This window comes from Paraburkholderia xenovorans LB400 (assembly GCF_000013645.1).
In the GTDB taxonomy this organism is placed as follows: domain Bacteria; phylum Pseudomonadota; class Gammaproteobacteria; order Burkholderiales; family Burkholderiaceae; genus Paraburkholderia; species Paraburkholderia xenovorans.
The window spans coordinates 1,964,265-1,988,209 of sequence record NC_007951.1 but is presented as its reverse complement, the minus strand read 5'-3'; the positions used below and the strand labels follow the sequence as shown (position 1 = coordinate 1,988,209).

Below are 23,945 nucleotides of genomic sequence, written 5' to 3'. Positions count from 1 at the left end.
GCGTCAAGCAGCACGGCCGGTCAGCGACAACTATCTTGGCCGGTCGACGGGTTTAGTTGTCGCTGGCTAATTCATAATTGTCGCGCCTCCCTCGTAATTGTCGTCGGGTAATTGTCGCCGGCGAGCGCTCTGTTTGTCGCTGGCCTTACGACGGCGATAGCTTTCGACGTTCAGCTCGAAGATCGTCGAGTGATGGACGAGCCGGTCGATGGCTGCGACCGTCATACCGGGGTCGGGGAACACATCATTCCAGCCAGAGAACGGCTGATTGGCCGTTATTAAAAGACTTTTGCGCTCATACCTCTCGGCAATCAGTTCGAACAGCACACTGGTTTCGGCCTGGTCCTTGCGCGCGTACGACAGGTCATCCAGAATGATGAGATCGAAGCGATCGAGCTTCGCAAGCGCGGATGGCAATTGCAGGCTCTGGCGTGCAGCCTGCAGCTTCTGGACGAGTTCACTGGTGCGCGTGAACAGCACCCGGTAGCCAGCGTCGATCAACGCGTGTCCGATGGCTGATCCCAGATGACTCTTGCCGGCGCCAGGCGGCCCGAACAGGAGAATCGTGGCGCCTTTCTCCAGCCAGGATTCTCCGGTTGCCAACGCAGTGACATGCGCCTTCGAGACCATGGGCACCATGCCGAAGTCGAAGGTCGCAAGTGTCTTTGTCGGGTCCAGATGTGACTCGGTTCGGTGGCGCTCGATACGTCGTTTAGCTCGTTCAGCCAGTTCGTGCTCGAGCAATGCGCCGAGTAGCCGGGTGGCCGGCCAGCCTTCCTTGTCAGATCGTTCCGCGAACTCGGGCCACAACCTGCCGATGGTCGGCAAACGCAGCTCGTTGAGCATCAGGGCCAGACGGCCGTTGTCATGGGCGGGAGCGTTCATGCTGCCACCTGGTCGAGCAGTTCGTCATAGATCGCCACGGGTGGCATGTCGACCACCACTTCGGGACACAAGGCCTGACGCGGCGCGAACTCGTCGCGCAACTGCTTCAGATCGGGCAGCTCACCGGCTGCAAGCAACGCTTCAAGCCGTTCGGCCAGCACCGCTTCAACACCGTGGTGCCCCGCGAGTTCTAGCAGGCCCACCATGCTCTTGCAGGCCAGACGTTGCGACAGTTTCCCCTCGAGCTGCTCCCAGGTCCGGCGATAGGCTTCGCGAGGAAACAGGGCATCACGAAACGCAAGCCCCTTGAACGCCTGCGGCTTGCGCCTGAGTGAGTCAATGAAGTGTCGGTAATCAAGCGCGTGGCGGTTGTCGGCTGCACGGGAGCCTCGCGGCGTACTGTGCACCAGTGCGCCTGACAGATAGCAGTCGAGCCGGTCTCCGTAGAGACGCACCTTGAGGCGATGGCCGATCAGGCGCGACGGCGCGCTGTACAGGATGCCCCGCACGGTGAAAGTGCTGCAACGGGTCACGAGCGCCTCTTCCTCGGCGAAGTCAGTGGTGCGGCGTTCAGGCAAATCCTGCAACTGTGCACGCTCAATGCGAAACGCCGCAGCGTTGCGCCGGTTTCGGCGCATCACCACCTCACGGATGAATTCATCGTAGGCCACCCGGTCCGCGAAGTCGCGATGGCCGCGCAGCATCAGGGCCTGGTCGACCGCTTCCTTCAGATATCGATGCGAGGATTCCACGCTGCCGTTCTCGTGACCGAGACCGCGATTGTTGCGCGTACCCTCCATGCCGTAGTGATCGAGCAGCGCCGCGTAACGCGTCGTGAAGTCCTGCTGTTCGGTCAGGTTCTTGAAGGCGGCCGACAGACTGTCAGAGCGATGTTCGCGCGGGCAGCCACCTGCCTGCCACAGCGCGTTCTGCAGTCCGGCCGCGAGAGCTTCGAAACTCTCGCCGCCTTCAATCACATTCGCGTACTCCCAGCGCGAGAACGCCAGCACGAAGTGATACAACCGGTGGCCGAATGGCGCACCGCCAATCGTCACGCAGAGCTTGCTCATATCGGTGAAGTCCGACAGTCCGCGCACGCCGGGTTGATGCTCCTGGGGGAAGAACACCTCCAGATTAGGCCCTTCGAGTGCCCGCCACTGACGAATACGTCGCTCCAGTGTGCGACGCATGCTATCGGGATAACGATCCGGATGATCATCCTGCAGCTTGCGCAAGATCGTGATGCCCATCAGGTTGGGCGCGTTGCGCAGCCACGGTACGACTTCGCTGTCCCAAACGTCGACGAAGGGATCAGGGCGGGTCCGCCATGATTGACGTGGCTTCTGGGACGGCAGCGTGGCATCGCGCTCGATGCGTCGCGCCGTACGCACGCTGATGCCGGTCTTGGCGGCGGCGACTTCCTGCGAATGACATTTGCGCTTGTTCATGTAGAGACAAACCTGTTGGTCGGTAATGCGGGTTCCAGACATGAGCTGACCGCTTCTTCTTTAAGCTTCGATCAGCCCAATCCTAAAGCCCCGCCGACACAGCGCTGCCGGTGGCTCGTCGTCTCCGGCGGCTTCGCCGCCTACGACTCCTCACCACCGGCCAAAGCAATCGTCAACGACCGGCCAAGATAATTGTCGCCGCCCACTCGGTGCACGGGCAACCGTCTTCCATGCCATCACGACATTCCGGGAGATGACGGATCATTACGGGCTTGAGCCCGAAGGCATCTTCCGCTTCACACGCGAAATCCCGAATCACGGCCTGCTGTCGACGCTGTTACATCCGCATCACAACGGCTACCACCTGACGCACCATCTTTTCCCTGCCGTCCCGTACCACCAACTGCCCAGATTGCACGCGCAATTGATGACGCTCGACGACTATGCCGGTCGCGCGCTCGTATGCCATTCCTATCTGAAAGGTTCTCGGTCAAGCGTCATCGGCTGGGGGACAAACCATGGCTAATCGAACACTGTCCGTCTGGCAGACTGCAAGCCTCCTCGTCTCTACCAGCTGCGGGATCGGATTTCTCATGGGGACTGGCGAACTCGCACTGCAGCAGGGTATGGCTGCCTGCCTTTACGCTGTCGCCAGCGCCATCGGGGTTCTGGCATTGGCACTCATTGCACCGCGACTCTGGTCGACAGGGCAATCCATATGGGCACATTTCGACACGCGATATGGTCCAACCGTCAGTCGGCAGGTGGCGTTTCTTTCCCTCATCTGGATGACCGGCGTACTGAGTGCACAGATTCGCGGGGCATCGTCCGTACTGGTCATGTCAGGAACCCCACATACCATGTCCTTCTTCGTCGTGGATTGCCTGGTCATCGGCCTCTCATTTATTCGGCTATCTTGGCTCTCTGGCGTGCTCGCACTGTGCATGGCGGGATGCAACGCAATCCTGGTTTATGCGCTAATCAAGGCGCATGGCCTCACCACGTGGTTGCATGCACCGGAGAGTTTCGTGGGGTCGATCAGCGCTACATCAATCGACCATACGGGAATGACGTTCTTGTCCGTCATCGCGCTAGTCGTCTGCGGCGCCGACTACCAGCAATTCCCGATTGCTTCCCGCACCCCGGCTGGCGCCCGTCTTGGCTGCCTGATTGCCGCTGCTGCCATATTCGCCGTGGGGTTTCTCCCAGCTTCTACGGTGATCACCAACGCTGATCAGTGGCATCTGCGAGATTTGCAGGATACGGTTCAGGTTGTTCCGCGCATGCTCACCCTGGCTGTCGACCGAACCAATGGCATCTGTCTGGTTGTCACACTGACCGTATTGATCACGGCCGCTCTCGGTTCAGCTTGCTCGATCCTCCGGGCAATGAGTGATGCAACAGCCACCCTATGGCTTCATTCGCAATGTCTATCCACGATCAACCGGGTGTTGCCGGTTTGCGCAGCCACCCTGGTCGCCGCACGTGGACAAAGCATCATCGACACAATGGTCACGCTGAACATCGCTTATCTGGCAGCAGTCGGCCCACTCCTCAGCTTAACCCTGCTAGGCCACCATGTGACGGAGCGTGCGGCACGACGGTCGATGGTGACTGGTTTCAGCATCGCGATGGCCTGCTATCTGATCCAATGGACCCACGCGGTGCGTCTACCGGAATCGATCCCACTCCTCCTTGCCTGGCCCTGCGCATTCGTTGAGGCTTTGCGAACGAGAGCGTCCATTAATACGGCCAAACCCACCGGCACGCGCTCTGTGCCCCTGGACCCGAACTCATCAGGATAATCAAACGATCGACGTATCTTCGTCAACGGCCGGGTCAACCAGTTGGGGAGACTGGATCAGCACCTGACGCGCATGGCGAATCACAAGGTCGCTGATCGCCTGTGCGTTCGAGGGCGCAGTCTCCCAGTGATGCCAATAGAGATCGACCGCGACTTTGTGCGCCGGAGCCAAACTCACAAGCTTGCCGGCTTCAATCAACGGTTGCGCCTGAACGCAGGGGACCAGACCATACCCGACACCGTTCTCGATTGCCGCCAGCAGCGCTGACGGAGACGGAAAGAAATGCGTCGCGTAACCTTTCACCTTGAAATCGAGCAGCCGCTCAAGAAACAGTGCATGCAGCCCGTCCTTCCGGTTGTAGAGTACAGCGGGCGCACCAAGAACGCTGTGCAAGCCTAGCCCTTGCGAAAAATACTGTTGGGCGAACTGCGCAGTCGCAACACATTCGTATTCCATCGTGCCGATACTCTCGGCCCGAAATCCCGTAGGAGGTTCGGATGAGGTTGATACACAACCCATCGCCTCACCTCGTGCCAGAGACGGAAGGGTGTGATCCTGATCGTCAACGATGAGCTCCAAAGCGACATTTCGCTTCGCGATTTCCCAGGCACACGGCTCAAACCATGTTGCCAACGAATCTGCATTGACCGCGATGGCAACGCGAGGCCTCGGCGTACCGGTCGGCTTGATGTGCTGCAGAGTATCAGCCTCCAGTACCTCGAGCGCTCGGATATGTCGTAATAATGCCTCTCCGGCTGGCGTCGCGATATTTCCGTCTCGCACCACCAGCGGAGACCCGATCGCTTCCTCCAATGCCTTGAGCCGCTGCGAAATGGCCCCGCGCGTGACATTCAGCGTCGCAGCGGCCTCTCCAAAATGGCGCTTATCAATGACAGCGGCAAACGCCTCCAACTGTTGTCGGTCGAAAATCATGAGAACCTCAACTTCATTGCTGAGGAGGGCTGGTAGCTTGTGCCCCCTTGGCCTTGGCCATCCGGGTGCCGCCCAAGACGGTTCACGGGTCACACTACAGCGAATCGGTGTCTCCTCTCCTGAGATTCGCGTCAACATTTCCTGCGCGCCTGTCCGACTATTGCTGCTCAATTGTGGTCTTCGATCTGCCGCACGAACTCGCAAGCTAACCAGTGCGACCGAGCTCGACGGGCAAGCAGATGCGCACGCTTGAGTTATTGGCGCAACTGGTGGTGGTCCAGGTGCGACAGCCCAAGCATTGGGCCGGAATTTCGCTCCGCACGGCTACGGACGCAGGTTGCGACGTGCGATCGATGGCTTGCATCAATATCCCGGCCCTCACACCGGTCTCGACAAGCTGGCTGCACGTGCTCACACCAGTTCACGCACACTCGCACGCCTCTTCACGGTCGAGACGAATATGACCTTCGGGCGCTGACGTAAGCATCTCCACATCGAGTCCTGGGTGCGTCGCCGTACCGGCGCATGCAGAAGTTGCACCCGGGCGATCAGGCGGCGGCATTGCCGCGCCCAGAGTTCACGCACTAACCCTTCTTCTCAACAGCATTGTTGAAGGAAAAAGTCCAGCGTTTGACTTCGTAAGAGGCATATAAGCCATTGACAACAAATGGATCACGTTCTACCACTGCCTTGGCTTCCGCCAGCGAGTCCGTCTCCACGACCATCAACGATCCGTCCATTCTGTCATCCTCACCAAACAATGCTCCAGCAAAGATGAGCTTCGAGCCTAGTGAATTGAGATAGTCGAAATGAAGATTACGCAATGCGATGCGCTGCTCAAGCGCATCCGGCTTGTCGCGAGCGATACTGGCATAGAACATGGCACGACTCCTTGTAACTAGCGTCCAACAGGGCGGACACGACCAGTCTGGTTACGAGCATTGGCGCCTTGTTTTCTACGGTCAGCACCGGATGGCTCGACAAATTTCACAACGGCGGTGGCTTCGTCAAAGAGACCGATCAACGACTGGCTACCGTTCGTTGCAACCCACGCCTGTATGGCTGCGTGGATGGCGGCAAATACGGTTCCTACATAGACATCACGAATGAGGGCCGATGAGATGCTAGCCGCTGGGCGTTTAACCAAAAGCGCGCAGATGTCGCGCGCCAGACCCTCCATCATCTGCTGCTTGCGAGCGGAAATACCCGGCGAGGCTGCAATAGTGCGTTCGATCACAAGGAAGAACGTCGATCGGGCCTCATAGGCAGTCAGCATTTCACGCGCGGCAGCTACCAGCGCTTCAGCATCGGTTTCGCCCGGCGGGCGCGCTCCGAGACTCTCCCGGAGGATGGACATCCCCTGATCGACCCAACTGACGATTACATCCTCTTTCGTTGGAAAGTATCTCAGCAGCGTCCTCGGTGAAACCTGAACAGCATCGGCAATCTCGCTGATGGTTGTCTGCTCGAACCCCTGGCGCGCAATGAGTTCCAGCGCCGCCTCAAGGAGCTGAGTCCTGGTCCGATCTTTCTTTAGTTCGCGCAGTCCCAACGAATTAACTCCCCAAGCTTTACCCGCCACGGCCGATTAATGATGGCTATATGGATTCTAGCCAAAATGTCTTCGTATGACAAATGTCGTTTATAGTCTAATAGATGACCTGGAATGGAACGGACAGATGATGACAGAACGTCTACGTCGTGTTTGATAGCAGGCTCTGCTGCGAAGGGATGCATGCTATCGGTCGTGGTCGAAATCTGCTCGGACCGACGACGCAGCCTCACACCTGACCGATGAAAGCGCTCTTTTCTGTGAGCACGTTGCGCCAAAACAGCATCGCTGGCCGGATAGAAAAGCGGCCTGAATAGCGCCATGGAACTCGCAATTTCCATACCATTAGTCACTTATTGATATTTGTCGCTTAGTGACATAAACTAACCTGAATCGATCTGATGCGGCGCTCAACGTCGGACGGCGAACGGGAAAAGAATGCCGCCGCCGTGACTATCACGCTCGATTCGACGTAGATGCAAGTACTCGATGATGCTCCAGCGCTCGGGAAAATCGACGGAACGCGCCACGGCGACAGAACGGTGGCGACGATTGATCGCTGAGTGATCCGGAATCAACAGACAAGGAGTCGAAGCAGATGACGAATGAAGAAAAACCAGTTTGGTTCATCACGGGTTGCTCAACTGGCTTCGGCCGCGAGCTGGCCGTACTGTTGCTGGAACAGGGGTTCCGTGTCGTCGCCACCGCACGCGATGCGAGCAAGCTGGCTGACCTGGTGGCGAGCCATAAGGATCGCGCCCTGGCTTTGCCGCTCGATGTGACGGATGCGGATGCCATCGTGCATGCGGTGAAACAGGCCGAGGCACGATTTGGGCAGATCGATGTGCTGGTGAACAACGCCGGCTATGGCTATCTCGCCGCCATCGAGGAAGGTGAAGAGGCGCCTGTACGCGAGATGTTCGATACCAACGTCTTTGGTCTCGTTAATGTGACAAAGTCCGTGCTGCCGGGAATGCGTGCCCGTAAGCGCGGGCACATCATAAATCTATCGTCGATCGGTGGGTTAGTCAGCTTTGCGGCTACGGGTTATTACAATGCAACGAAGTTCGCAGTAGAGGGACTGTCTGGAGCGCTGGCGATCGAGCTGGCTCCGCTTGGCATCAAGGTTACGGTGGTTGAACCTGGCCCGTTCCGCACGGATTTCTCCGGGCGCTCGATCGGTAAATCCAAGATAGAGATCGACGACTACGCTGAGACGGCTGGTGCGCGTCGCAAGATGTCGCTTGCACTTTCGGGCAAGCAGCCAGGTGACCCAGTACGCGCTGCCCAGGCGATAATTGACGTTGTTGCTTCGTCGAATCCACCGCTGCACCTATTGCTTGGCGCAATCGCCCTTGACCTCGCGCGCAAGGATCTGGAAAACAAGAAGCATGAGTTCGACGCCTGGGAAAAAACAACGCTCAGCGCTGATTATCCCGACGCTGTCGTTAATTCCTGAGGGGTCATCGCAACGAAATTCGTAAACCAAGCCATAGCCATCCAGACGTCGCTCAAATCGATCCCGACTGCTTGATAGATATGTCCGCTGCGCTGACGACAAAGGCCAACAGCAGCTTGCTGGCCTTTGTCGTCGCACGCACCTGGTCGGACATGTCTTTAAACGCGCCCGACGTATATGGACCAAACGTATCGGACCCAGACTTCGCTGGCGATGACTCCACCGGCCACGTCACCGGCAAGCATATCGTCGTTTGCGGGCCTGTCGGAGCTTGGGCTGGCGGTTGGCCGCCTTCAGCATACTGGAGCAAAACCCCGCCCATACAAGTAGTTGACTTGCCTGGACGGTATCAATTCACGACCTCAAGCAATTTATAACAACCGCGACGGCAAGGTGCTCAGTCATCGCCCCGAACAGCTGCGGTCTCATCCGGGCCTGCTTAGTTTCTCGCGCCCTGACAAACTCCTTCTCTCTAGATTTTTCGCCGCACGCGCCAGTTGGCAATAACTTCAGGATTACGGAAGCATACGGGCGGCTCGCCTTCCATCACCCGCGTGACGTTTTGTACCGCCAGCGCAATGAGAGCGGCACGCGCTTCCTGTGTCTGCCCCACCATGTGGGGAGTCAATATCGCATTGGGCAGATTCCGCAAGGGGCTGAGTTCAGATAAAGGCTCCTGCTCATAGACGTCCAGTGCGATTTTGGCGAATCGGCCATCGCGAGCACATTCATAGAGCGCCGCTTTATCGATCACGCCACCACGAGCGGTATTCACGAGGATCGTTCCCGGCCTGACGAGTTTGAGATTTTCCGCGTTCAACAAGTGACGGGTAGCGGGGCTAAGTCCGATGTGCAGCGAAATGATGTCACTGGTCGATAGCAGCGTGGGAAGACCGACGGCGCTCACGTTCGCGTCGGTAAAGGCGCTGCGGTTATACGCCACCATTTCAACGCCCCAAGGCCCAAGCAGCCGGGCGACCTGACGACCAATGCCGCCGAAACCGACAAGACCTACCCTGCGCCCGCGCAGCATACGGGCAATTGGATATGGCGGCCGGGCCTGGTTCTTCCGCAGCACATCTTCCGTTTCGTGCAGGCTGTAGAGGCAAGCGAGCATAAGCATGACGGTCGCCTCGGCCATGCTGAACGTATTTTCCTCCGCCTGGCCATTTGCCACCACGATGCCCAACTCGGTCGCCGCCGCTTCGTCAAACCCTTCCGTCCCCGTCCATGGGCTCACGATGGCGCGAAGGGATGGAGCTGCAGACATCAACTCGCGGGTGCAGGAAAAGCCGCCGTATGCCAACAATACATCGGCTGATCGCCAAAGCTCGCCGGCCGGATCGATCTCATCGTCGTGCTGGAGATGCGTGACCCGGGAAACATGCTGCTTCAAAGCCTCTTCTATTTCCCGAAACAGTCTGACCGACGATGGTTCGCTCAGGATAAGGACGTGTCCAGATTTCATATTGGATGCCCCCGTCACCAGGCGATCGGTCCGTCGCCACCGAAGAAACCACCCGTAGGGCCGTCATCGCCAATAAGTGCATAGTGAACGGCGGGGCGCGCGCCCTCTTCGATCGTCAGGAAACCGCCTCCCTTGTTCATTTCTGTCTTCACATAGCCCGGGCAGATGGCATTCACCTTGATAGGGGTATCGCGCAACTCGTAGGCAAGTTCGACGGTCAACATGTTTACCGCTGCCTTGGATGCGGCATAACCAAGCCATTTATTGTCCGGGACGGGGTTGTCCGGATCACTATTCCACCACAGTGACCCGACCCTGCTCGAAACATTGACGATACGCCCATGTTTCGATTTCCTCAGCAGGGGAAGCATGTTCTGCGTGACGATGACGGTTGCGATGAAATTGATTTCGATAACGTCACGCATCGCCTGGGGATTCGCGACGCTGGGAAAACCATCTGCGTCGGACATCACACCTGCATTGTTCACGAGGATGTCCAGACGGCCAAACAGGGCATCAATTTCTTTGGCAGCCTGATCGAAGGTAGCGGCATTATTCAAATCGATAGCGATGGGCCGAACATCAAGCCCCTCGGCACGCAGTTCCGCAGCTTTCGCTTCTCCCGCATGGGTGTCTCGTGCACCAAGCAGTACACGCACCCCGCTTGCCGCGAGTTGGCGCACCGTCTCAAATCCGAGACCCCGGGTCGCCCCGGTAACCAACGCGATTTTCTTCTGTTGTTCGTCTGACATCGTGCGCTACCTTGCATGTTCAAAGATTGGACATTAGTTCACAAAGAGACAAATGTCAATCTGTGACATTATTTTCGATGGCAACTGACTGACCCAAAGGCTGTTCACCGATTGCCCCATCTCATCTTCTTCGCGACTTTCCGCACGCGGACGGCACCCATCTACTTCGCCTGCAGTGTCAACAGGGCTTAGCGATTACTCTCCCCGTCCACGATGGCGCGGCCATCCTCGCTGGGCTGGAACACGGCCAGCTCTCATTGCCGGCCCCCTCACGGCACGCATGATGTCGCGGCGCTCGCTCATTGCCCGCCGCGTGGATTCCGCGGCGACATGGATGGCCCAAATGCCGGGTGCTGCTCAATCGCATGGGCATCCGGCCGTGAGCTGCTTGACTACAGGAAGCGGATCGAAATTCGGTGCAGCAACGCGAACCAGGCCGTTGGCCAGCGGTTGCGCGTTTTTCGTCGGTGATGAGGGAATTCATGGTCGCGTCCCCGTGCAAGGACTGCTCCCCTGGAGCATCGACTTCGTTTGTCTCAACGCCGGTGCGAAACCGCACGCAACCAGCAAGGCACACATGCGCTTTGCAAGAATGCGTGTATCCGCCGAGCCGGTTTTATGTTTTTTGCGCGAAAGCACAGATACGCATGGCCACACATGCATTCGCGCCGTTAGCACGCCCGGGAGCCTTAGCAAGAGAACAGCATGCGCACCAACAATCCAATGCCAACGCCGTTCTGATATAGTCGCAAATTGACAAATGTCTGTTAGTGACACATTATCGCCGTAACAATTTGGAGGTGTGCAATGCCCAATGGGGATCAGCAGAAAGCAATGAGGCCGCCCCGACTGTCTGTCCTCGATACGGCAATGGTCGGCTCCGGGACTACCACGCACCAAGCCCTGGAAGCGACCGTCAAGCTGGCCCAGCATGCAGAGAACCTAGGTTTCACCCGCTATTGGATGGCCGAGCATCACGGTGTTCCCGGCGTTGCCAGTTCCGCCCCGGTGGTGACAATCGGCGCGCTAGCAGCGGCCACCCGCAGCATTCATGTCGGTGCAGGCGGCGTGATGTTGCCGAACCATGTCCCCTTGGTCGTCGCAGAGCAGTTCAGCACGCTGGCAGCGCTTTATCCGGGCCGTATCGATCTTGGCGTCGGTAGGGCCACGCCTGACCCTGGTACTGCGATGGTACTTGCCCGTTCCCTGGCGGGATACGGCAGCGATCAGTTCACCTTGCAGCTCGGGCAACTGGCTGGCTTCCTGCGTGGCGATTTCCCTGACGGTCATCCATATCGCGACGTATTCGTCTCGCCCCGGGCAGAAGAACCTCCGGCGCTATGGATTCTCGGTGCGAGCGTCCAAAGCGCTGGTCTGGCAGCGTCGCTCGGACTGCCGTTCGCCTTCGCGCATCACTTCGGTAGGGGAGAAGCAGCACCCGCCTTCGAGCATTACCGGCGCAGCTTCAAGCCCTCTGCGGCTCTCAGCGAGCCCTATGCAATTGTCACGGCACTGGTGGTCTGTGCGCCCTCCGACGAGGAAGCCGATCAAATAGCGCGGTCGGCTGACCTCATGTTCCGGCTTCTGTTCCAGGGACGTCCGGGCAAACTGCCTTCACCGGAGGAGGTTGCGGCTCACCCATGGACGCAAGAAGACCTGGCCTTTGTCCGCCAGCGTCGGCGCGGGCAAGCGATCGGAAGCCCCGAAACCGTTCGCTCGGTGCTGACGGAACTCCTTGAGGCTACCGGAGCAGACGAACTGATGATGACGACGCAGATGTACCGCCTTGAGGACCGTATCCGTTCCCTGGAAATGGTCAGCGAAATGTTCATCCACGCCGACATGGATCTCGGCCGCACAGCCCCATGAAAACGGACGCGAATATGTACAAGATCTTCCATACATTGGTCCCTCGTGACGGCATGAATATGACCGCCGCAGAGGCAGCGAGATTCGCATTAGCTTGGGACGACTTTGCCGCCACGCTCGCCGATCTCGCCAGCAACAGTGACGGATTCCGGTTCTATACAAGGACACCGCGCACAGAGCCCGCGCCACTATCGGGGCCTCCCAGTGACCTCCGGTACCGTTACGAGGCAGTCGATGTTCTCGCCTTCGACACTCTCCACAATGCAGCCTCATTCAAAGACGTCGCCTGCAAGCTCGAAGCGGATTTTCTGGATAGTTCCTCCGCCTGGCTGCTTTGCGAGGAGCGCGTGGCGGTCAATGGCGCCCCAAAGGGTCCGCTCGACACGGGGCGCGGTCTCAGGGTAATCACCTCGATGAGACGGCGACCTGGCATGGAGCCGAGCGCGTTCCGCCGGCATTGGGACGATCATGCGTTGAACGTCATCGCGACCCAGGGCATCTCCCGCTACGTCGCCAATCCCCTCGTGGATGCCGAATATGAAAATACCCAGCCTCCGGTCGATGGTTTCGTCGAGGCTTGGTTCCGGACACCCGATGACGCTCACGCCTGTTTCACCGACCCGCTGATGACCGGAGCCCAGCAGGAGCACAACGCCGTATTCATCGACACGAGAACGTTCTTCAGCATCCGCTGCATGGACTGGGAGCAGTGGGTCCGCGGCGAACGTGCCCACACGGCCGTACATAGTAGCGTCAGTTGACGCTTGTCGCTTGGTCGTCTGGGCTGCCAGACCCGTGAGCGGAGCATGAACCGGTAAGTTGACAGGCAAGGTTGCCAGTCGCAGCACGTATCTCCAAGACCGCTGGATTGCGGCTGGGCCTTTCCTGCCGTCTATCCGGGCCAACCATGAACGATATCGAACTCACACAACCGGGCGGGTTGACGCTCCGTTGGGGTAATAGGTTTCACACGAAGCCCAGCAAAAGAGCACGTCGCCCCGTCTTGATCCTTTTATTCCCCTGTGACTAAAAACACCTAGCCTAACTTTAAATCTCATCGTCGATCATTCTGCGGAAAATCGAACTGGGTTTTTATACATAACCGATGCCGAACAGTCTGGCAATTCAGTATGTGTAGCCGCTGGAGGGCGCTGTTTTTGCAAACTCGTTTCCCTAATCGGGTTTCATCGCACCAACGACGCCAGCATCGGTGCCAGGAGAGCGGTCAACACGCCATTCATGCCGATGGCCAGTCCTCCGAAAGCACCGGCGGTTTCGTTAATCGACAGCATATGAGCCGTCGTCAGTCCATGCCCGGCCGTACCTGCAGCTAACCCCTGCGCACGTGAATCCGTTACGCGTACCAATGCGGAAATCAGGCGTACGAGCAGCACGCCCATGATTCCGGTGAACAGCGTGAAGGTGGCGGTCAACGCCGGGTCTCCACCAATCCCGGCCGATATGCTCATCGCGATGGGCGTGGTGGCCGAATGCGCAATCAGCGAAGCCGTCACCACTGGCGCGGCGCCGGAATACTTGCCGATCAGAAATGCGGCACCCGCAGATACAATCGAGCCCGCGCACAACGCCGGAACGAGCGCGCCCGCAGTGCGGCGGATATGGTGCAGATTACGGTACATTGGCAGCGCAAGCGCCACAGTTGCCGGCCCGAGCAGGAAATGCACGAATTTCGCGCCTGCGAAATAGCTCTGATAGGGGATGTGCGTCGCCGTCAGCAGGACCACGAGCGGGAGCACCGACACCAGCACCGGATTAGCAAGCACGTTGCCCTTCGCGAGCCGGTTAGCCACCAGCCCGATCTGGTATGCAGCCAACGTGGCCAGTAGCCCCCACACCGGGGTCCTCAGCACGGCTTCAGTGAGGCTCGGTCCGAGTGTGAATGTCATGGTTGCCCCTGCCCGCCATGGATGAGCCTGGTCAGCCTGTCCATCAACCACCCTGTCGTCGCCAGACCCAGCGCGGTGGACACCGCAATGGCAAGCGCAATACGCCACCAGTCGGCCTCGAGAAGTCTGAGTCCCGTGACAAGACCGGTGGCGGCCGGCACGAACAGCAGCGCCAGCCACGACAGCAGGCTGCGACCGAAACGCTCCAGCTCTACCGAAGGCCCGCCACGGACCATCAGCCACGCGAGCAGCAGTACCATGCCGATCAACGGCCCGGGTACGGGCACGTGCGTCACCGTCGCCAGCGTCTCGCCAACGAACTGGAACAGCAGAAGCGTCGAAATCGCTGCCAGCATGCCAGATACTCCCTCCGCAATCCGGTCGGCTGCCGATGCACACAGCCTACGGGTTCGTCACGCAATTTTTGCCAGATCGGTGATCTCGAGGGACGCCCGGCCACTGAGCAGGGCCGACAGTTTCCGGAACGCCTCTGCTTCGCCATGCGCCTTCAACGCCTGCTCGTTGCTCCACTGCTCGATCATGACAAACCGGCCTGGTTTCGACTGATCCCTGTGCAGGTCGTATTGAATACAGCCGGGTTCCGCGCGCACTGCGGGCACGGCGGCTTGCAGCGCCTGTTCGACGGCATCCGCGTGAGCGGGTTCGGTGGTAATCACCGCGACGATGAATTTGATACCCATGAGCGTGAATCTCCCGTCGACCGCATGATGAAGCCGGACAGTGCGCTATATACAGGCGCGTTGAATACTCTGCGGCACGCTGGTCCGTTACCGGACTCAAATGTCCGTAAAGACCACCTCATCCGCCAGACGGGATTTCGGCAGCGCCTTGTTGAAATCGCCCTCTCCGCTATAGCCGAGTCCCACAAGCGCCACACTGGTGAAGCCCTTTCCGCGCAAACCCAGCTCGTCGTCGAGCACCTTCGCGTCGAAGCCCTCCATCGGGCAGGCGTCCACGTCGAGCGCTGCTGCGCCGAGCAGCAGCGTCCCCAGCGCGAGATAGACCTGCTTCTCCATCCAGTGCTGCGCGTCCTTTAGCTCGTAGCGATGCGTGTCGACGTAACCCTGCCGCGAGTTCCGCTGCGCGTTGCGCGCGTCGGCGCTGACGAAGCGCCCATCGTTCTCTTCCTGCAACAGCACACTCGCAAGATGCACATCGTCGATCAGCACACGTGCGCACAGCACGAACACGTGCGATGCGTTGCGTACTTTCGGCTCGTTATAAGCGAAGCGACCCTGTGCCGCCTTCGCGACACGTGCCTTCGCGTCGTCGCTCGACGCGACGACGAAGTGCCATGGCTGTGAATTCACCGACGACGGGCTGAAACGAATCAGCTCGCGCAACTGTGCAATGGTTTCGTCGGGCACCTTGCGCGCGGGATCGAACGCTTTCGTCGAGTACCGCTTCTTCGCATAGCCTGCAATATTCACGATGCTGCCCTCCCTCGTCGATAAAAATGTCAGCCGGCCCGGCAGCATGGGGCACAGCCGGACCAACCCGTAAAGCGCTTCGCTCAGAACCCTTCAAGCACGATCTTGCCGCGCGCGCGATTGGTCTCGATCAGTTCGTGCGCGCGCCGCAGGTTCGCGGCGTTGATCGTCCCGAACGTTTCGTTCAGCGTCGTGCGCAGCACACCCGAGTCGATCAGCGACGCGACGCGGCTCAGCAGTTCATGCTGACGGATCTGGTCGGGCGTCGCGAACATCGAGCGCGTGTACATGAATTCCCAGTGCAGCGACACGCTCTTCGTCTTCAGCTTGCGGAAGTCGAACAGTTCGGGATCGTCGATCAGCGCAATGTGCCCCTGCGGGTTGACCGACGCGACGATCTGCTCGAAGTGATGGTCCGTCTGGTTCAGGCTCGCGATGTAGTCGACGCCATCGAAACCGATGCGCTTCAGTTCTTCGGACAGCGGTTTCGTATGGTCGATCACGTGGTGGGCGCCGAGACCGCTGACCCACTGCGTGGTTTCCGGCCGCGACGCGGTGCCGATCACCGTGAGGCCGGTCAGCTTGCGCGCGAGTTGCACGAGAATCGAACCAACGCCGCCGGCCGCACCGATCACAAGCAGCGTCGCGCCGCCCGGCTTCGCGCTTTCCGGCACGTTCAAACGGTCGAACAGCAGTTCCCATGCGGTAATCGTCGTCAGCGGCAACGCAGCCGCGGCGGCGAAATCGAGCGTCTGTGGCATCTGCCCGACGATCCGCTCGTCGACGACGTGCAGTTCGCTGTTGGTTCCCGCCCGCAGCAGCGAGCCGGCGTACCAGACCTTGTCGCCCGGCTTGAACAGCGTGACGCCCTTGCCGACCGCGCGCACGACGCCAGCCGCATCCCAGCCGATCACCTTCGGCTGACCGGCTTCCGGCGCCATGCCGGCGCGCACCTTCACGTCGACCGGATTGACTGACACCGCCCGCACTTCGACCAGCAGGTCGCGCTCGCCCGGCACCGGCTCGGGCAAGGTCAGATCGACCAGCGATTCCGGATCGCTGACCGGCAAATTGCGGTAGTAACCAATAGCTTTCATCGTTGCACTCCAGGCTTGAACGGGAAGATCGCATCAGGGCAGCCAGCCACAGCAGACGACATACTTACTGCCCGGAACTTGCCCAACTGGTGCGTATGATCAGCCTGTATCGCGCCGGGTAACAGGCGCGAAGTGCAATATCAGTTTCAAAATTCTATTGAAACCGGCCTACGCCAGATAGGCACCGATCCTCTGCAACAGGAAATCGCGCAGCGCGTTGACCGTCGGCGACAGCATCGTCCGATGTGCGCAGACGAGGTGCAGCGGCGCGCCTTCTCCGTCGAATCCCGTCAGCGCCGCTTCGAGGCGGCCGGCGCGCAGGTCGTTCAGCACGTCCAGCCTTGACTTGTACGCGATCCCGAACCCCGCCACGGCCCAGCGCCGGACCAGTTCTCCGTCGTCGCTGCTGCGGTTGCCGCGCACACTCACCACGTCGGGCTTGCCGCCGCTGAAGAAAGTCCAGCGATCATGCAGCGTGTCGCTCAGCGCAAAGCGCAGGCAGTTGTGCCTGCGCAGGTCGGCCGGCGTCTCCGGGCGACCGTGGCGCGCGAAATATGCGGGCGACGCGCACAGCACACGCCGGTTGTCCGGCGCGAGCGGCAACGCGACCAGCGTCGAGTCTTCGGGCACGCCGTAGCGGATCGCAAGGCCGATGGGTGCACGGAACATGTCGGTCACGTGATCGCCGATGCGGACCTGCAGCGATACGTCCGGATATTGCACCTGAAACTCGTCGAGCCATTCGAGCAGCGCGTGACGCCCCAGATCGGACGGCACCGACAGTGAAACCGCGCCGCCGATCATCCTGCGGCCGTGTGCTACCGCGTTGCGACCTGCATCCACCTGCTCCATCACGTTGCGCGCGTACTGCAAATAGCGTTCGCCGTCCGGCGTAAGCCGCAGGCTGCGCGTCGAGCGCGCGAGCAGCCGCGTGCCGAGTTCCGCCTCCAGCCGCTTGAGGCCAACGCTCGCAACCGCTGGCGTCAGGTCCAACTGGCGTGCCGCTGCCGACAGGCTGCCGTTGTCCGCGGCGAAAAGGAAAATCCGCAGGTCTTCCAGTCTGATCATTGAAATGTGCCTCCCCGCAGACAGGTGCATGAGCGATTTTCAAAATTATCACGAAGCTGATTGCGCTGCTTGCGCCTGTTTCCGCCCTGAGCCGGCAACCATAATCCGACGCAACCGTTCATTCACTGCCGGAGAAAAACGTGCTGCGTACCTTCACCCAACGTCGTTTAGCCCTGTTTGTCGCTGCCTTGTTAGGCAGTGCCGTTTCACTCGCCGATGCAGCGCCCGCATCCGCACCGATGGTGCAGACGGCAAAGCTCGCCACCGTGCGTGAGAACACGCAGATGCCGTGGAACGCCGTCGCGGTCGATGCGCACGGACGCTTCATCGTCAGCTCGCCGCGCTGGACCGGCAATACCGGGCCTGCAGTTGCCATCGCTGAAAAGAACGGCACGCTGAAGCCCTACCCGGATGCCGCCTGGAACGGCTGGAAGCCGGGCAGCGACGCAGCGCACACGTTCGTCAGCGTCAACGCGATTCACGAAGATGCGCACGGTGACCTGTGGATCGTCGACACCGGCTCTCCCGAGTTCGGCGGCACACCCGTCGCGGACGGCGCGAAGGTGGTTCATGTCGACCCGCGCACTGACACGGTGATCCGCGTCTACACGTTTCCGAAGGAAGCGATTCGCTCGCATACGTACGTCGACGACATCCGCATCAACGGGAATCACGCGTATCTGACCGACGCAGGCGAAGGTGCGATTCTCGTGCTCAATCTCGACGACGGCAGCGTGCGGCGACGCTTCGACGGCATGTCGTTCGCCCGCGCACGCGCGCAGGACACGATTGTCGTCAACGGCAAGGTGCTGACGGCCGGCGACGGACAGCCACTGAAAGTGAACGCCGACCCGCTTGAACTGAGTCCGGACGGACGGACCTTCTACTTCGGTCCGCTGTCGGGTCCGCTTTCGCAGATCGAAACGCGCTACCTCGACGACGACACGCTCAGCGACGACGCGCTCGCACAGCACGTAAGCACGTGGTTCGACAACCCGCCCGTCGGCGGCACCGCAATGGGCGCGGACGGCAGCCTGTACTACACGCCGCTCGCCGACAACTCGCTGATGCGGCGTGCGCCCGGCGGCACGATTTCGATGCTCGCGCGCGACAAGCGCCTGCGCTGGGTCGATGCGCCGTTCGTCGACGGCCACGGGCACATCTATCTGCCGGTTCCGCAGATCGACGGCGCGCCCGCGTTCAACCACGGCCACTCCACCGTGCATTTCCCGGTCGCGCTCTACCGGGTCAACCTGCCAGCCGGCCTGCGGTAAGCAGAGATCCCCCGCGCGCCGTCGTCAGGGAAGCCGGCATCGCGCGCGTCCGTTCACCGGACGTCCCGGCCTGCGGGCCGGGCGCCGCTCCCGAGGTACCTCAAAATGAGTACACAAGCCGAAGTCCGTCTCGTCACGATTGACCTGTCCTTTCATCACGCAGCATCGGGTGTGGTGCGCTCGATTCTCGCCAGCCACGGCGTGCCGGTTGTCGAAACAACCGCACCGCACGAAAGGGCGTTCGAGCAATTGCGTGACGGCACGGCCGACATGCTGTGCAGTGCATGGCTGCCGGACAGCCACGGCGTCTATTTCGATCCGATGGCCGACCAGTTTGAGAAGGTCACCGTGCTTTACCGCCCGTATGCGTACTGGGGTGTACCGGATTACGTGCCGGAGGACGTCGTCTCGACTATCGACGACCTGCGCAAACCCGAAGCCGTCGCGCGGATGGAAAAGCGCATTCAGGGCATCGGTCCCGGCGCAGGCATCAGCCGGTTCTCGCGCGCCGCGATCACGCAGTACGCGCTCGCGGAATCGGGCTATCACTTCGAAAACGGCACGCTGGACGACTGCGTCGGCGCGTATGAGGAAGCGGTCCGGCTCGGCAAGTGGGTCGTGGTCCCGCTGTGGAAGCCGCAGTTCCTGCACGAGAAATACGCGATCCGGCAACTGAAAGATCCGCACGGCGTGATGGGCGGCGCGGACGAGGCCACGCTCGTCGCACGGCATAGCTTGATGCAGCAGTTGCCGGTGGGCGCAGTGTTCGACCTGCGCAGCACGTACCTCGGCAACGAAGAAGTGTCGCGGCTGGACTACCTTATCTCGCGGGACGAGCTCGATCCGGTAGACGCCGCACGGACTTTACCGCGTAGACCCGGCTGAGCCCCTGAACGAAACCGAACGTCGCCGCACGCGGAGAACACGATCTCCGGCGCGGCGCACCGTCGTCCTTGCACAGCCCTTGCACAGCATTAGGTCGCATCGCTGCATGAGATAAGGAAGGGAATTTCAATCACCCTCCGAGCAAAAACGTTCTATCCGGAAAAAGCCGCGTTGCAAATAATGCTCGTCACGAGGTCCCGGCACATAGCCCCCTTCTGCCCCGCCCCTCCCTCGTCCAGGAAAATTCCGTGAGCGAACTATTCATCCCGACCGACCATCAGCATGTCCAGATCAAGCCCGGCCAGCGCACCGGGCTGCCCGTCATGATCGGCGTGCACTCAACGTTGCTTGGCCCCGCCATTGGCGGCCTGCGGATCAAGCCCTATGCGCGCGGCGCCGACGCCGTCGCGGACGTATTGCGTCTTTCGCAGGCGATGACTGTCAAGGCCGCCGCTATCGACAATGGAACGGGGGGCGGCAAGGCCGTTGTGCCGTTGCCGGTCGGGTCGAATCTTAGCGCATCGCTGAAAGACGCGATCCTGCTCGACGTCGCCGATCAGGTACATGCGCTGGGCGGCATCTATCACGTCGGTCCCGATGTCGGGTCCGGCGAGTCCGACATGGACGCCATTCGCCGCCGTACGCCCTATGTCGGCGGTTTCTCGAAACGGGCGGGCGGCGCGGGCGGCACGACGTACGGTACGTATATCGGTCTCGATGCGGCGATCCGCACGGCCGTCCGGCAGGTTCTGAATGCAGACTCGTTGCAAGGCCTGCATGTCAGCGTGGTTGGCCTCGGCGGAATCGGCACGCTGATCGCGAGGGCCTATGCCGCCGAGGGCGCGCGCCTGACGGTGTCCGACATCGATGAAACACGCCGGCCCCTCGCAGACGAAATCGGCGCAGCATGGGTATCGCCCGAAGAAGCCATGACGGTACGCTGCGACGTCCTCGCACCTTGCGCGCTCGGCGGCGTGCTGACTCGCGAGATCGTGCCCCGGCTCACAGCACGCGTGATCTGCGGCGCCGCGAACAACCAGCTCGCGACGGAAGACATCGCCGATGCGCTGCGATCCCGGGAAACCGTCTACGTCCCGGACTTCATCGCCAACGCGGGCGGTCTCATGTATGCGTCGGGTATAGAACTGCATCACGCACGCCCGACGCATCCGACGCCCATACCCGTGCAACCGTGGTGAGAAACGTGGCGACGGTTCTTGACGACGCGGGCAGCCTGAACATGACGACGCAGGCCGCAGCCATCGCCGTTGCTGAACGGCGCCTCGCCGCGGCCCGGTCCAACCACGCCCGTTGACAGCGCAATCTGTCAGGCCATCGCGGAGAGACCGCGCCTGAATTCGATAGCTATGTTAGCGTTCACCGTCGCACATGATGTCGCTCACGTTCCGGTATTCCGATGCCAGGCTCCCTGAATCCAGTAGCAGAATTTGCACGGTGGACCACGCCTTCCACGCTGGACGGCGTGGAAACGTTACACGCCCGATTCTGGTCCCACCGCTTCGCGCCGCACATGCATGACACATGGGCCATCTCCGCAGTCGTCCATGGTGCGAAGGACAATGTCGTCGGCAGCGCACCCAATGTCGCCCGGGCCGGTCAGATCGTCGTGCTACGTCCGCATCAGGTACATGGTGGCCGTGTGGTCGGCAACGAACCCTGCGAATACGTCATGGCTTACGTGCCCGCACGACTTTTGATCGAGCTGGCGCAGCAAGCCGGTATGGCTGACGCTTCGTTGCCCGGGCATGCGCTTGATGATGCGGAGCTAGTCCAGCGCTTCGCGACGCTAGTGCGTGGCGAGACGCTCCCTCTTCCTGTGCTCCGGCGTCAGGGTCGTACGGCCGAAGCACCCTGGGACAGGTTGCTGACCGATCTCCTGAAGCGCTACAACGACTGTGCCAGGCGCTCGGATGCGCGCTGCGAGGGCAACGGCAATCGACAACAAATGAAGGACGCGCTCGCGTACTTGCATACCCACTGGGACGAAAGCGTCTCTCTTGCCACGCTCTCGGAGCAGGCGGGCATGTCACAAGCCCATTTCTGCCGGAGCTTTGCCAAAGTGTATGGGCTGCCGCCTCACCGCTATCAAACCGTACTGCGTCCACGCGCGTCAAATCGATGTTGGCGGAGGGGACGAGCATTTCCGATGCGGCCGTCCTGGCGGGCTTTGCGGACCAAAGTCATCTCGGCCGGCAATTCAAGGCATGCTACGGCTCGACGCCAGGCCAAATCTCCAGTGCAAGGCGATCCCGCTCGTACACAAGCTCTCCGCGGCAGGCAGGCGCGTAACCGATGCCACGGGCGCTCCTCATACCTGATCAGTCGGATAATCTGGCGGCAAATTCCTTCGCCAGCCAGTCCACGAACACGCGCACGCGCGGCGAGAGCTGGGGCGTGCGCGTGTACAGCACGTGGACAGGCAGCGGCCGCGGGGGAAATTTCCCCAGCACTTCCGCCAGCGTTCCCGCCGAGAGATCATCGGCCACGCGGTAGCGCGGCACCTGGACCAGACCCAGTCCCAGCCGGGCGGCGCTAATGTTCGTTTCAGCGCCCGTCACCATGACGCTGGCCGGCAATGTCATGCTCTGGCGCTTCCCGGCCACCAGGAATTCCAGCGGGATAATCTCGCCCGTGATCTGGGACAGGTAGCCAACCATGCGGTGCCCCTCAAGTTGAGCAGGATGCTGCGGCACGCCGTGCCGCGCCAGATATTCCGGGCTGGCAAACGTCCCCTGCTTCAGCATGGCAATCCGGCGCCCGACCAGTGAGCTGTCCGGAAGTTCGCCCACCCGAAGCACGCAGTCGACGCCATCGCGAGTCAGATCCACCAGACGATCCGCCTCGCTGATCTGCACCTGGATATCCGGATAGGTGTCCAGAAAGCTCGGTAACGCTGGCATCATGAAATATCGCGCGAGTGTGCCGTGAACGTCGACTCGCACCAGACCCGACGGCTTTGCGCCGTTGAATGCGGCTTCGGCTTCCTCGACATCCGCAATGATGCCAAGACAACGCCGGTAGAAAGCCTCGCCGTCGAGCGTCGGCCGCACCTGCCGCGTCGTCCGCTGAAGCAACTGCGCGCCGAGGCGCCGCTCCAGTTCCTGAATCCCCTGCGTCACGCTCGAACGCGGCACGTCCAGATCCCGCGCGGCGGCAGCAAAACTGCCGCGCTCCACGATCCGGACGAGCAGGCGCATGGCGTCGATCCGATCCATTCCATTGTTCCAGATTCAGAATTGTGATGCCAATTCTAGCCAGTTTATCCGCCATACCAAAAAGGACTATCTTTCCTCCGCAGTCATTCAACCCGTACAGGAGCGTGAAAAATGGCACAGGAAACCAGCAAGGTCGCCATCGTTACCGGGGCCTCCCGGGGGATCGGCGCCTCCATCGCCAAACGGCTGGCGGCCGACGGCTTGACCGTCGTCGTCAACTACTCGGGCAGCGATGCCGCCGCCGCTGCGGTCGTCGAACAGATTGAAGAAGCAAGCGGCCGCGCGCGCTCGGCCAAGGCCGATATCAGCGATGCCGCCGCTGTACGCCGCATGTTCGAGGCCGCCGAAACCGCCTACGGCGGCGTCGACGTGCTCGTGAACAATGCCGGCATCATCGGCCTCAAACCCATCGCGTCGATGGATGACGAAACCTTCGACCGCATCGTCAAGGTCAACCTGAAGGGCACCTTCAACACGCTGCGCGAAGCCGCCAACCGGCTCCGTCCGGGCGGCCGCATCGTCAACTTCTCGACCAGCGTGGTCGGCCTCTATCAGCCGACCTATGCGATCTACGCGGCCACCAAAGCCGGCGTCGAAGCCATGACGCACGTGCTGTCGAAGGAACTGCGCGGCCGCAACATCACGGTCAATGCCGTGGCACCCGGCCCGACGGCCACCGAACTGTTCTTCGACGGCAAGACCCCGGAAGTCATCGACCACCTGACCAGACTGGCGCCGCTCGAACGCCTGGGCCAGCCGGAAGACATCGCCAATGCGGTCGCATTCCTCGCGGGTCCCGACGGCGCCTGGATCAACGGCCAGGTCCTGCGCGCCAACGGCGGCATCATCTAACTGA

Annotated in this window: 24 protein-coding genes and 1 pseudogene; 11 read left to right on the top strand and 14 right to left on the bottom strand. The window is 60.7% G+C overall.

Annotation, left to right across the window (positions count from 1 at the left end):
- Positions 1-66: 66 nt before the first annotated feature.
- Positions 67-885, bottom strand: a complete 819-nt coding sequence (istB, locus tag BXE_RS08735; RefSeq protein ID WP_011487989.1) for an IS21-like element helper ATPase IstB — start codon at positions 883-885, stop codon at positions 67-69.
- Positions 882-2,375, bottom strand: a complete 1,494-nt coding sequence (gene istA, locus BXE_RS08730; protein WP_011487988.1) for an IS21 family transposase — start codon at positions 2,373-2,375, stop codon at positions 882-884. The genes istB and istA overlap by 4 nt, the downstream gene beginning before the upstream one ends.
- 28 nt (positions 2,376-2,403) lie before the next feature.
- On the opposite strand from istA, the gene BXE_RS47850 reads away from it, so the two are divergent.
- Complete coding sequence (locus BXE_RS47850; RefSeq protein WP_322787461.1) at positions 2,404-2,859, top strand: fatty acid desaturase; 456 nt, start codon at positions 2,404-2,406, stop codon at positions 2,857-2,859.
- Complete coding sequence (locus tag BXE_RS08720) at positions 2,852-4,138, top strand: hypothetical protein (protein ID WP_011487987.1); 1,287 nt, start codon at positions 2,852-2,854, stop codon at positions 4,136-4,138. Before BXE_RS47850 ends, BXE_RS08720 begins: the two co-directional genes overlap by 8 nt.
- Here BXE_RS08720 and BXE_RS08715 read toward each other — a convergent pair whose 3' ends face one another.
- From BXE_RS08715 to BXE_RS08705, 3 genes are all read right to left on the bottom strand, one after another.
- Complete coding sequence (locus BXE_RS08715) at positions 4,139-5,071, bottom strand: HTH-type transcriptional regulator ArgP (protein ID WP_011487986.1); 933 nt, start codon at positions 5,069-5,071, stop codon at positions 4,139-4,141. It abuts the gene before it with no gap.
- 584 nt (positions 5,072-5,655) lie between these two features.
- Positions 5,656-5,952, bottom strand: a complete 297-nt coding sequence (locus BXE_RS08710) for a YciI family protein (RefSeq protein ID WP_038456369.1) — start codon at positions 5,950-5,952, stop codon at positions 5,656-5,658.
- A gap of 17 nt (positions 5,953-5,969) precedes the next feature.
- Positions 5,970-6,623, bottom strand: coding sequence for a TetR/AcrR family transcriptional regulator (locus tag BXE_RS08705; protein WP_011487984.1), 654 nt, complete (start codon positions 6,621-6,623; stop codon positions 5,970-5,972).
- Between the two features lie 598 nt (positions 6,624-7,221).
- On the opposite strand from BXE_RS08705, the gene BXE_RS08700 reads away from it, so the two are divergent.
- Positions 7,222-8,082 (top strand): oxidoreductase, encoded by an 861-nt coding sequence (locus tag BXE_RS08700; RefSeq protein ID WP_011487982.1) that lies wholly within the window; start codon positions 7,222-7,224, stop codon positions 8,080-8,082.
- A 472-nt stretch (positions 8,083-8,554) separates the two neighbouring features.
- Here BXE_RS08700 and BXE_RS08690 read toward each other — a convergent pair whose 3' ends face one another.
- Positions 8,555-9,550: a 2-hydroxyacid dehydrogenase gene (locus tag BXE_RS08690; protein WP_011487980.1), complete on the bottom strand. Its 996-nt coding sequence runs from the start codon at positions 9,548-9,550 to the stop codon at positions 8,555-8,557.
- Positions 9,551-9,564: 14 nt separating this feature from the next.
- Positions 9,565-10,302, bottom strand: a complete 738-nt coding sequence (locus tag BXE_RS08685; protein WP_011487979.1) for an SDR family oxidoreductase — start codon at positions 10,300-10,302, stop codon at positions 9,565-9,567.
- A gap of 807 nt (positions 10,303-11,109) precedes the next feature.
- On the opposite strand from BXE_RS08685, the gene BXE_RS08680 reads away from it, so the two are divergent.
- The gene (locus tag BXE_RS08680) at positions 11,110-12,171 is read left to right on the top strand and encodes an LLM class flavin-dependent oxidoreductase (protein ID WP_011487977.1); all 1,062 of its coding nucleotides are present in this window, start codon (positions 11,110-11,112) and stop codon (positions 12,169-12,171) included.
- Positions 12,172-12,185: 14 nt separating this feature from the next.
- Positions 12,186-12,932: an EthD domain-containing protein gene (locus BXE_RS08675; protein ID WP_158340898.1), complete on the top strand. Its 747-nt coding sequence runs from the start codon at positions 12,186-12,188 to the stop codon at positions 12,930-12,932.
- A gap of 423 nt (positions 12,933-13,355) precedes the next feature.
- Here BXE_RS08675 and BXE_RS08670 read toward each other — a convergent pair whose 3' ends face one another.
- From BXE_RS08670 to BXE_RS08645, 6 genes are all read right to left on the bottom strand, one after another.
- Positions 13,356-14,078, bottom strand: coding sequence for an LrgB family protein (locus BXE_RS08670; protein WP_011487975.1), 723 nt, complete (start codon positions 14,076-14,078; stop codon positions 13,356-13,358).
- Complete coding sequence (locus BXE_RS08665; RefSeq protein WP_011487974.1) at positions 14,075-14,434, bottom strand: CidA/LrgA family protein; 360 nt, start codon at positions 14,432-14,434, stop codon at positions 14,075-14,077. The genes BXE_RS08670 and BXE_RS08665 overlap by 4 nt, the downstream gene beginning before the upstream one ends.
- 57 nt (positions 14,435-14,491) lie before the next feature.
- A complete protein-coding gene (locus BXE_RS08660) occupies positions 14,492-14,779 on the bottom strand; it encodes a putative quinol monooxygenase (RefSeq protein WP_011487973.1) in 288 nt (95 codons plus the stop codon).
- Positions 14,780-14,875: 96 nt separating this feature from the next.
- Entirely contained in the window at positions 14,876-15,529 is a 654-nt protein-coding gene (locus BXE_RS08655; protein ID WP_011487972.1) for an oxygen-insensitive NAD(P)H-dependent nitroreductase NfsB, read from the bottom strand.
- Positions 15,530-15,612: 83 nt separating this feature from the next.
- Complete coding sequence (locus BXE_RS08650) at positions 15,613-16,626, bottom strand: zinc-binding alcohol dehydrogenase family protein (RefSeq protein ID WP_011487971.1); 1,014 nt, start codon at positions 16,624-16,626, stop codon at positions 15,613-15,615.
- A 168-nt stretch (positions 16,627-16,794) separates the two neighbouring features.
- Complete coding sequence (locus BXE_RS08645) at positions 16,795-17,694, bottom strand: LysR family transcriptional regulator (protein ID WP_011487970.1); 900 nt, start codon at positions 17,692-17,694, stop codon at positions 16,795-16,797.
- Between the two features lie 140 nt (positions 17,695-17,834).
- Here BXE_RS08645 and BXE_RS08640 point away from each other — a divergent pair, with 140 nt between their 5' ends.
- The 5 genes and pseudogenes from BXE_RS08640 (at position 17,835) to BXE_RS48145 (ending at position 22,163) form a co-directional block, all read left to right on the top strand.
- On the top strand, positions 17,835-18,968 hold the full coding sequence (locus BXE_RS08640) for an L-dopachrome tautomerase-related protein (RefSeq protein ID WP_011487969.1): 1,134 nt from the start codon (positions 17,835-17,837) through the stop codon (positions 18,966-18,968).
- 105 nt (positions 18,969-19,073) lie between these two features.
- A complete protein-coding gene (locus BXE_RS08635; RefSeq protein ID WP_011487968.1) occupies positions 19,074-19,853 on the top strand; it encodes a glycine betaine ABC transporter substrate-binding protein in 780 nt (259 codons plus the stop codon).
- 248 nt (positions 19,854-20,101) lie between these two features.
- A complete protein-coding gene (locus BXE_RS08630; protein WP_011487967.1) occupies positions 20,102-21,052 on the top strand; it encodes a Glu/Leu/Phe/Val dehydrogenase dimerization domain-containing protein in 951 nt (316 codons plus the stop codon).
- Between the two features lie 218 nt (positions 21,053-21,270).
- Positions 21,271-21,951 (top strand): annotated as a pseudogene (locus tag BXE_RS48150) (AraC family ligand binding domain-containing protein); the annotation flags it as partial.
- Between the two features lie 41 nt (positions 21,952-21,992).
- Positions 21,993-22,163, top strand: coding sequence for a helix-turn-helix domain-containing protein (locus BXE_RS48145; protein WP_148222930.1), 171 nt, complete (start codon positions 21,993-21,995; stop codon positions 22,161-22,163).
- A 29-nt stretch (positions 22,164-22,192) separates the two neighbouring features.
- On the opposite strand, the gene BXE_RS08620 is transcribed toward BXE_RS48145, so the two are convergent.
- Positions 22,193-23,089, bottom strand: coding sequence for a LysR family transcriptional regulator (locus tag BXE_RS08620; protein WP_011487965.1), 897 nt, complete (start codon positions 23,087-23,089; stop codon positions 22,193-22,195).
- 111 nt (positions 23,090-23,200) lie between these two features.
- Here BXE_RS08620 and BXE_RS08615 point away from each other — a divergent pair, with 111 nt between their 5' ends.
- Positions 23,201-23,941: an SDR family oxidoreductase gene (locus BXE_RS08615; protein WP_011487964.1), complete on the top strand. Its 741-nt coding sequence runs from the start codon at positions 23,201-23,203 to the stop codon at positions 23,939-23,941.
- Positions 23,942-23,945 lie beyond the last annotated feature (4 nt).

What these genes read in the sequence shown, in the direction of transcription:
- istB (WP_011487989.1), bottom strand. Translation starts at nt 885, where the DNA reads ATGAACGCTCCCGCCCATGACAACGGCCGTCTGGCCCTGATGCTCAAC.
- istA (WP_011487988.1), bottom strand. Translation starts at nt 2,375, where the DNA reads ATGTCTGGAACCCGCATTACCGACCAACAGGTTTGTCTCTACATGAAC.
- BXE_RS08720 (WP_011487987.1), top strand. Translation starts at nt 2,852, where the DNA reads ATGGCTAATCGAACACTGTCCGTCTGGCAGACTGCAAGCCTCCTCGTC.
- BXE_RS08715 (WP_011487986.1), bottom strand. Translation starts at nt 5,071, where the DNA reads ATGATTTTCGACCGACAACAGTTGGAGGCGTTTGCCGCTGTCATTGAT.
- BXE_RS08710 (WP_038456369.1), bottom strand. Translation starts at nt 5,952, where the DNA reads ATGTTCTATGCCAGTATCGCTCGCGACAAGCCGGATGCGCTTGAGCAG.
- BXE_RS08700 (WP_011487982.1), top strand. Translation starts at nt 7,222, where the DNA reads ATGACGAATGAAGAAAAACCAGTTTGGTTCATCACGGGTTGCTCAACT.
- BXE_RS08690 (WP_011487980.1), bottom strand. Translation starts at nt 9,550, where the DNA reads ATGAAATCTGGACACGTCCTTATCCTGAGCGAACCATCGTCGGTCAGA.
- BXE_RS08685 (WP_011487979.1), bottom strand. Translation starts at nt 10,302, where the DNA reads ATGTCAGACGAACAACAGAAGAAAATCGCGTTGGTTACCGGGGCGACC.
- BXE_RS08680 (WP_011487977.1), top strand. Translation starts at nt 11,110, where the DNA reads ATGCCCAATGGGGATCAGCAGAAAGCAATGAGGCCGCCCCGACTGTCT.
- BXE_RS08675 (WP_158340898.1), top strand. Translation starts at nt 12,186, where the DNA reads ATGTACAAGATCTTCCATACATTGGTCCCTCGTGACGGCATGAATATG.
- BXE_RS08670 (WP_011487975.1), bottom strand. Translation starts at nt 14,078, where the DNA reads ATGACATTCACACTCGGACCGAGCCTCACTGAAGCCGTGCTGAGGACC.
- BXE_RS08665 (WP_011487974.1), bottom strand. Translation starts at nt 14,434, where the DNA reads ATGCTGGCAGCGATTTCGACGCTTCTGCTGTTCCAGTTCGTTGGCGAG.
- BXE_RS08660 (WP_011487973.1), bottom strand. Translation starts at nt 14,779, where the DNA reads ATGGGTATCAAATTCATCGTCGCGGTGATTACCACCGAACCCGCTCAC.
- BXE_RS08650 (WP_011487971.1), bottom strand. Translation starts at nt 16,626, where the DNA reads ATGAAAGCTATTGGTTACTACCGCAATTTGCCGGTCAGCGATCCGGAA.
- BXE_RS08645 (WP_011487970.1), bottom strand. Translation starts at nt 17,694, where the DNA reads ATGATCAGACTGGAAGACCTGCGGATTTTCCTTTTCGCCGCGGACAAC.
- BXE_RS08635 (WP_011487968.1), top strand. Translation starts at nt 19,074, where the DNA reads ATGAGTACACAAGCCGAAGTCCGTCTCGTCACGATTGACCTGTCCTTT.
- BXE_RS48145 (WP_148222930.1), top strand. Translation starts at nt 21,993, where the DNA reads ATGTTGGCGGAGGGGACGAGCATTTCCGATGCGGCCGTCCTGGCGGGC.
- BXE_RS08620 (WP_011487965.1), bottom strand. Translation starts at nt 23,089, where the DNA reads ATGGATCGGATCGACGCCATGCGCCTGCTCGTCCGGATCGTGGAGCGC.
- BXE_RS08615 (WP_011487964.1), top strand. Translation starts at nt 23,201, where the DNA reads ATGGCACAGGAAACCAGCAAGGTCGCCATCGTTACCGGGGCCTCCCGG.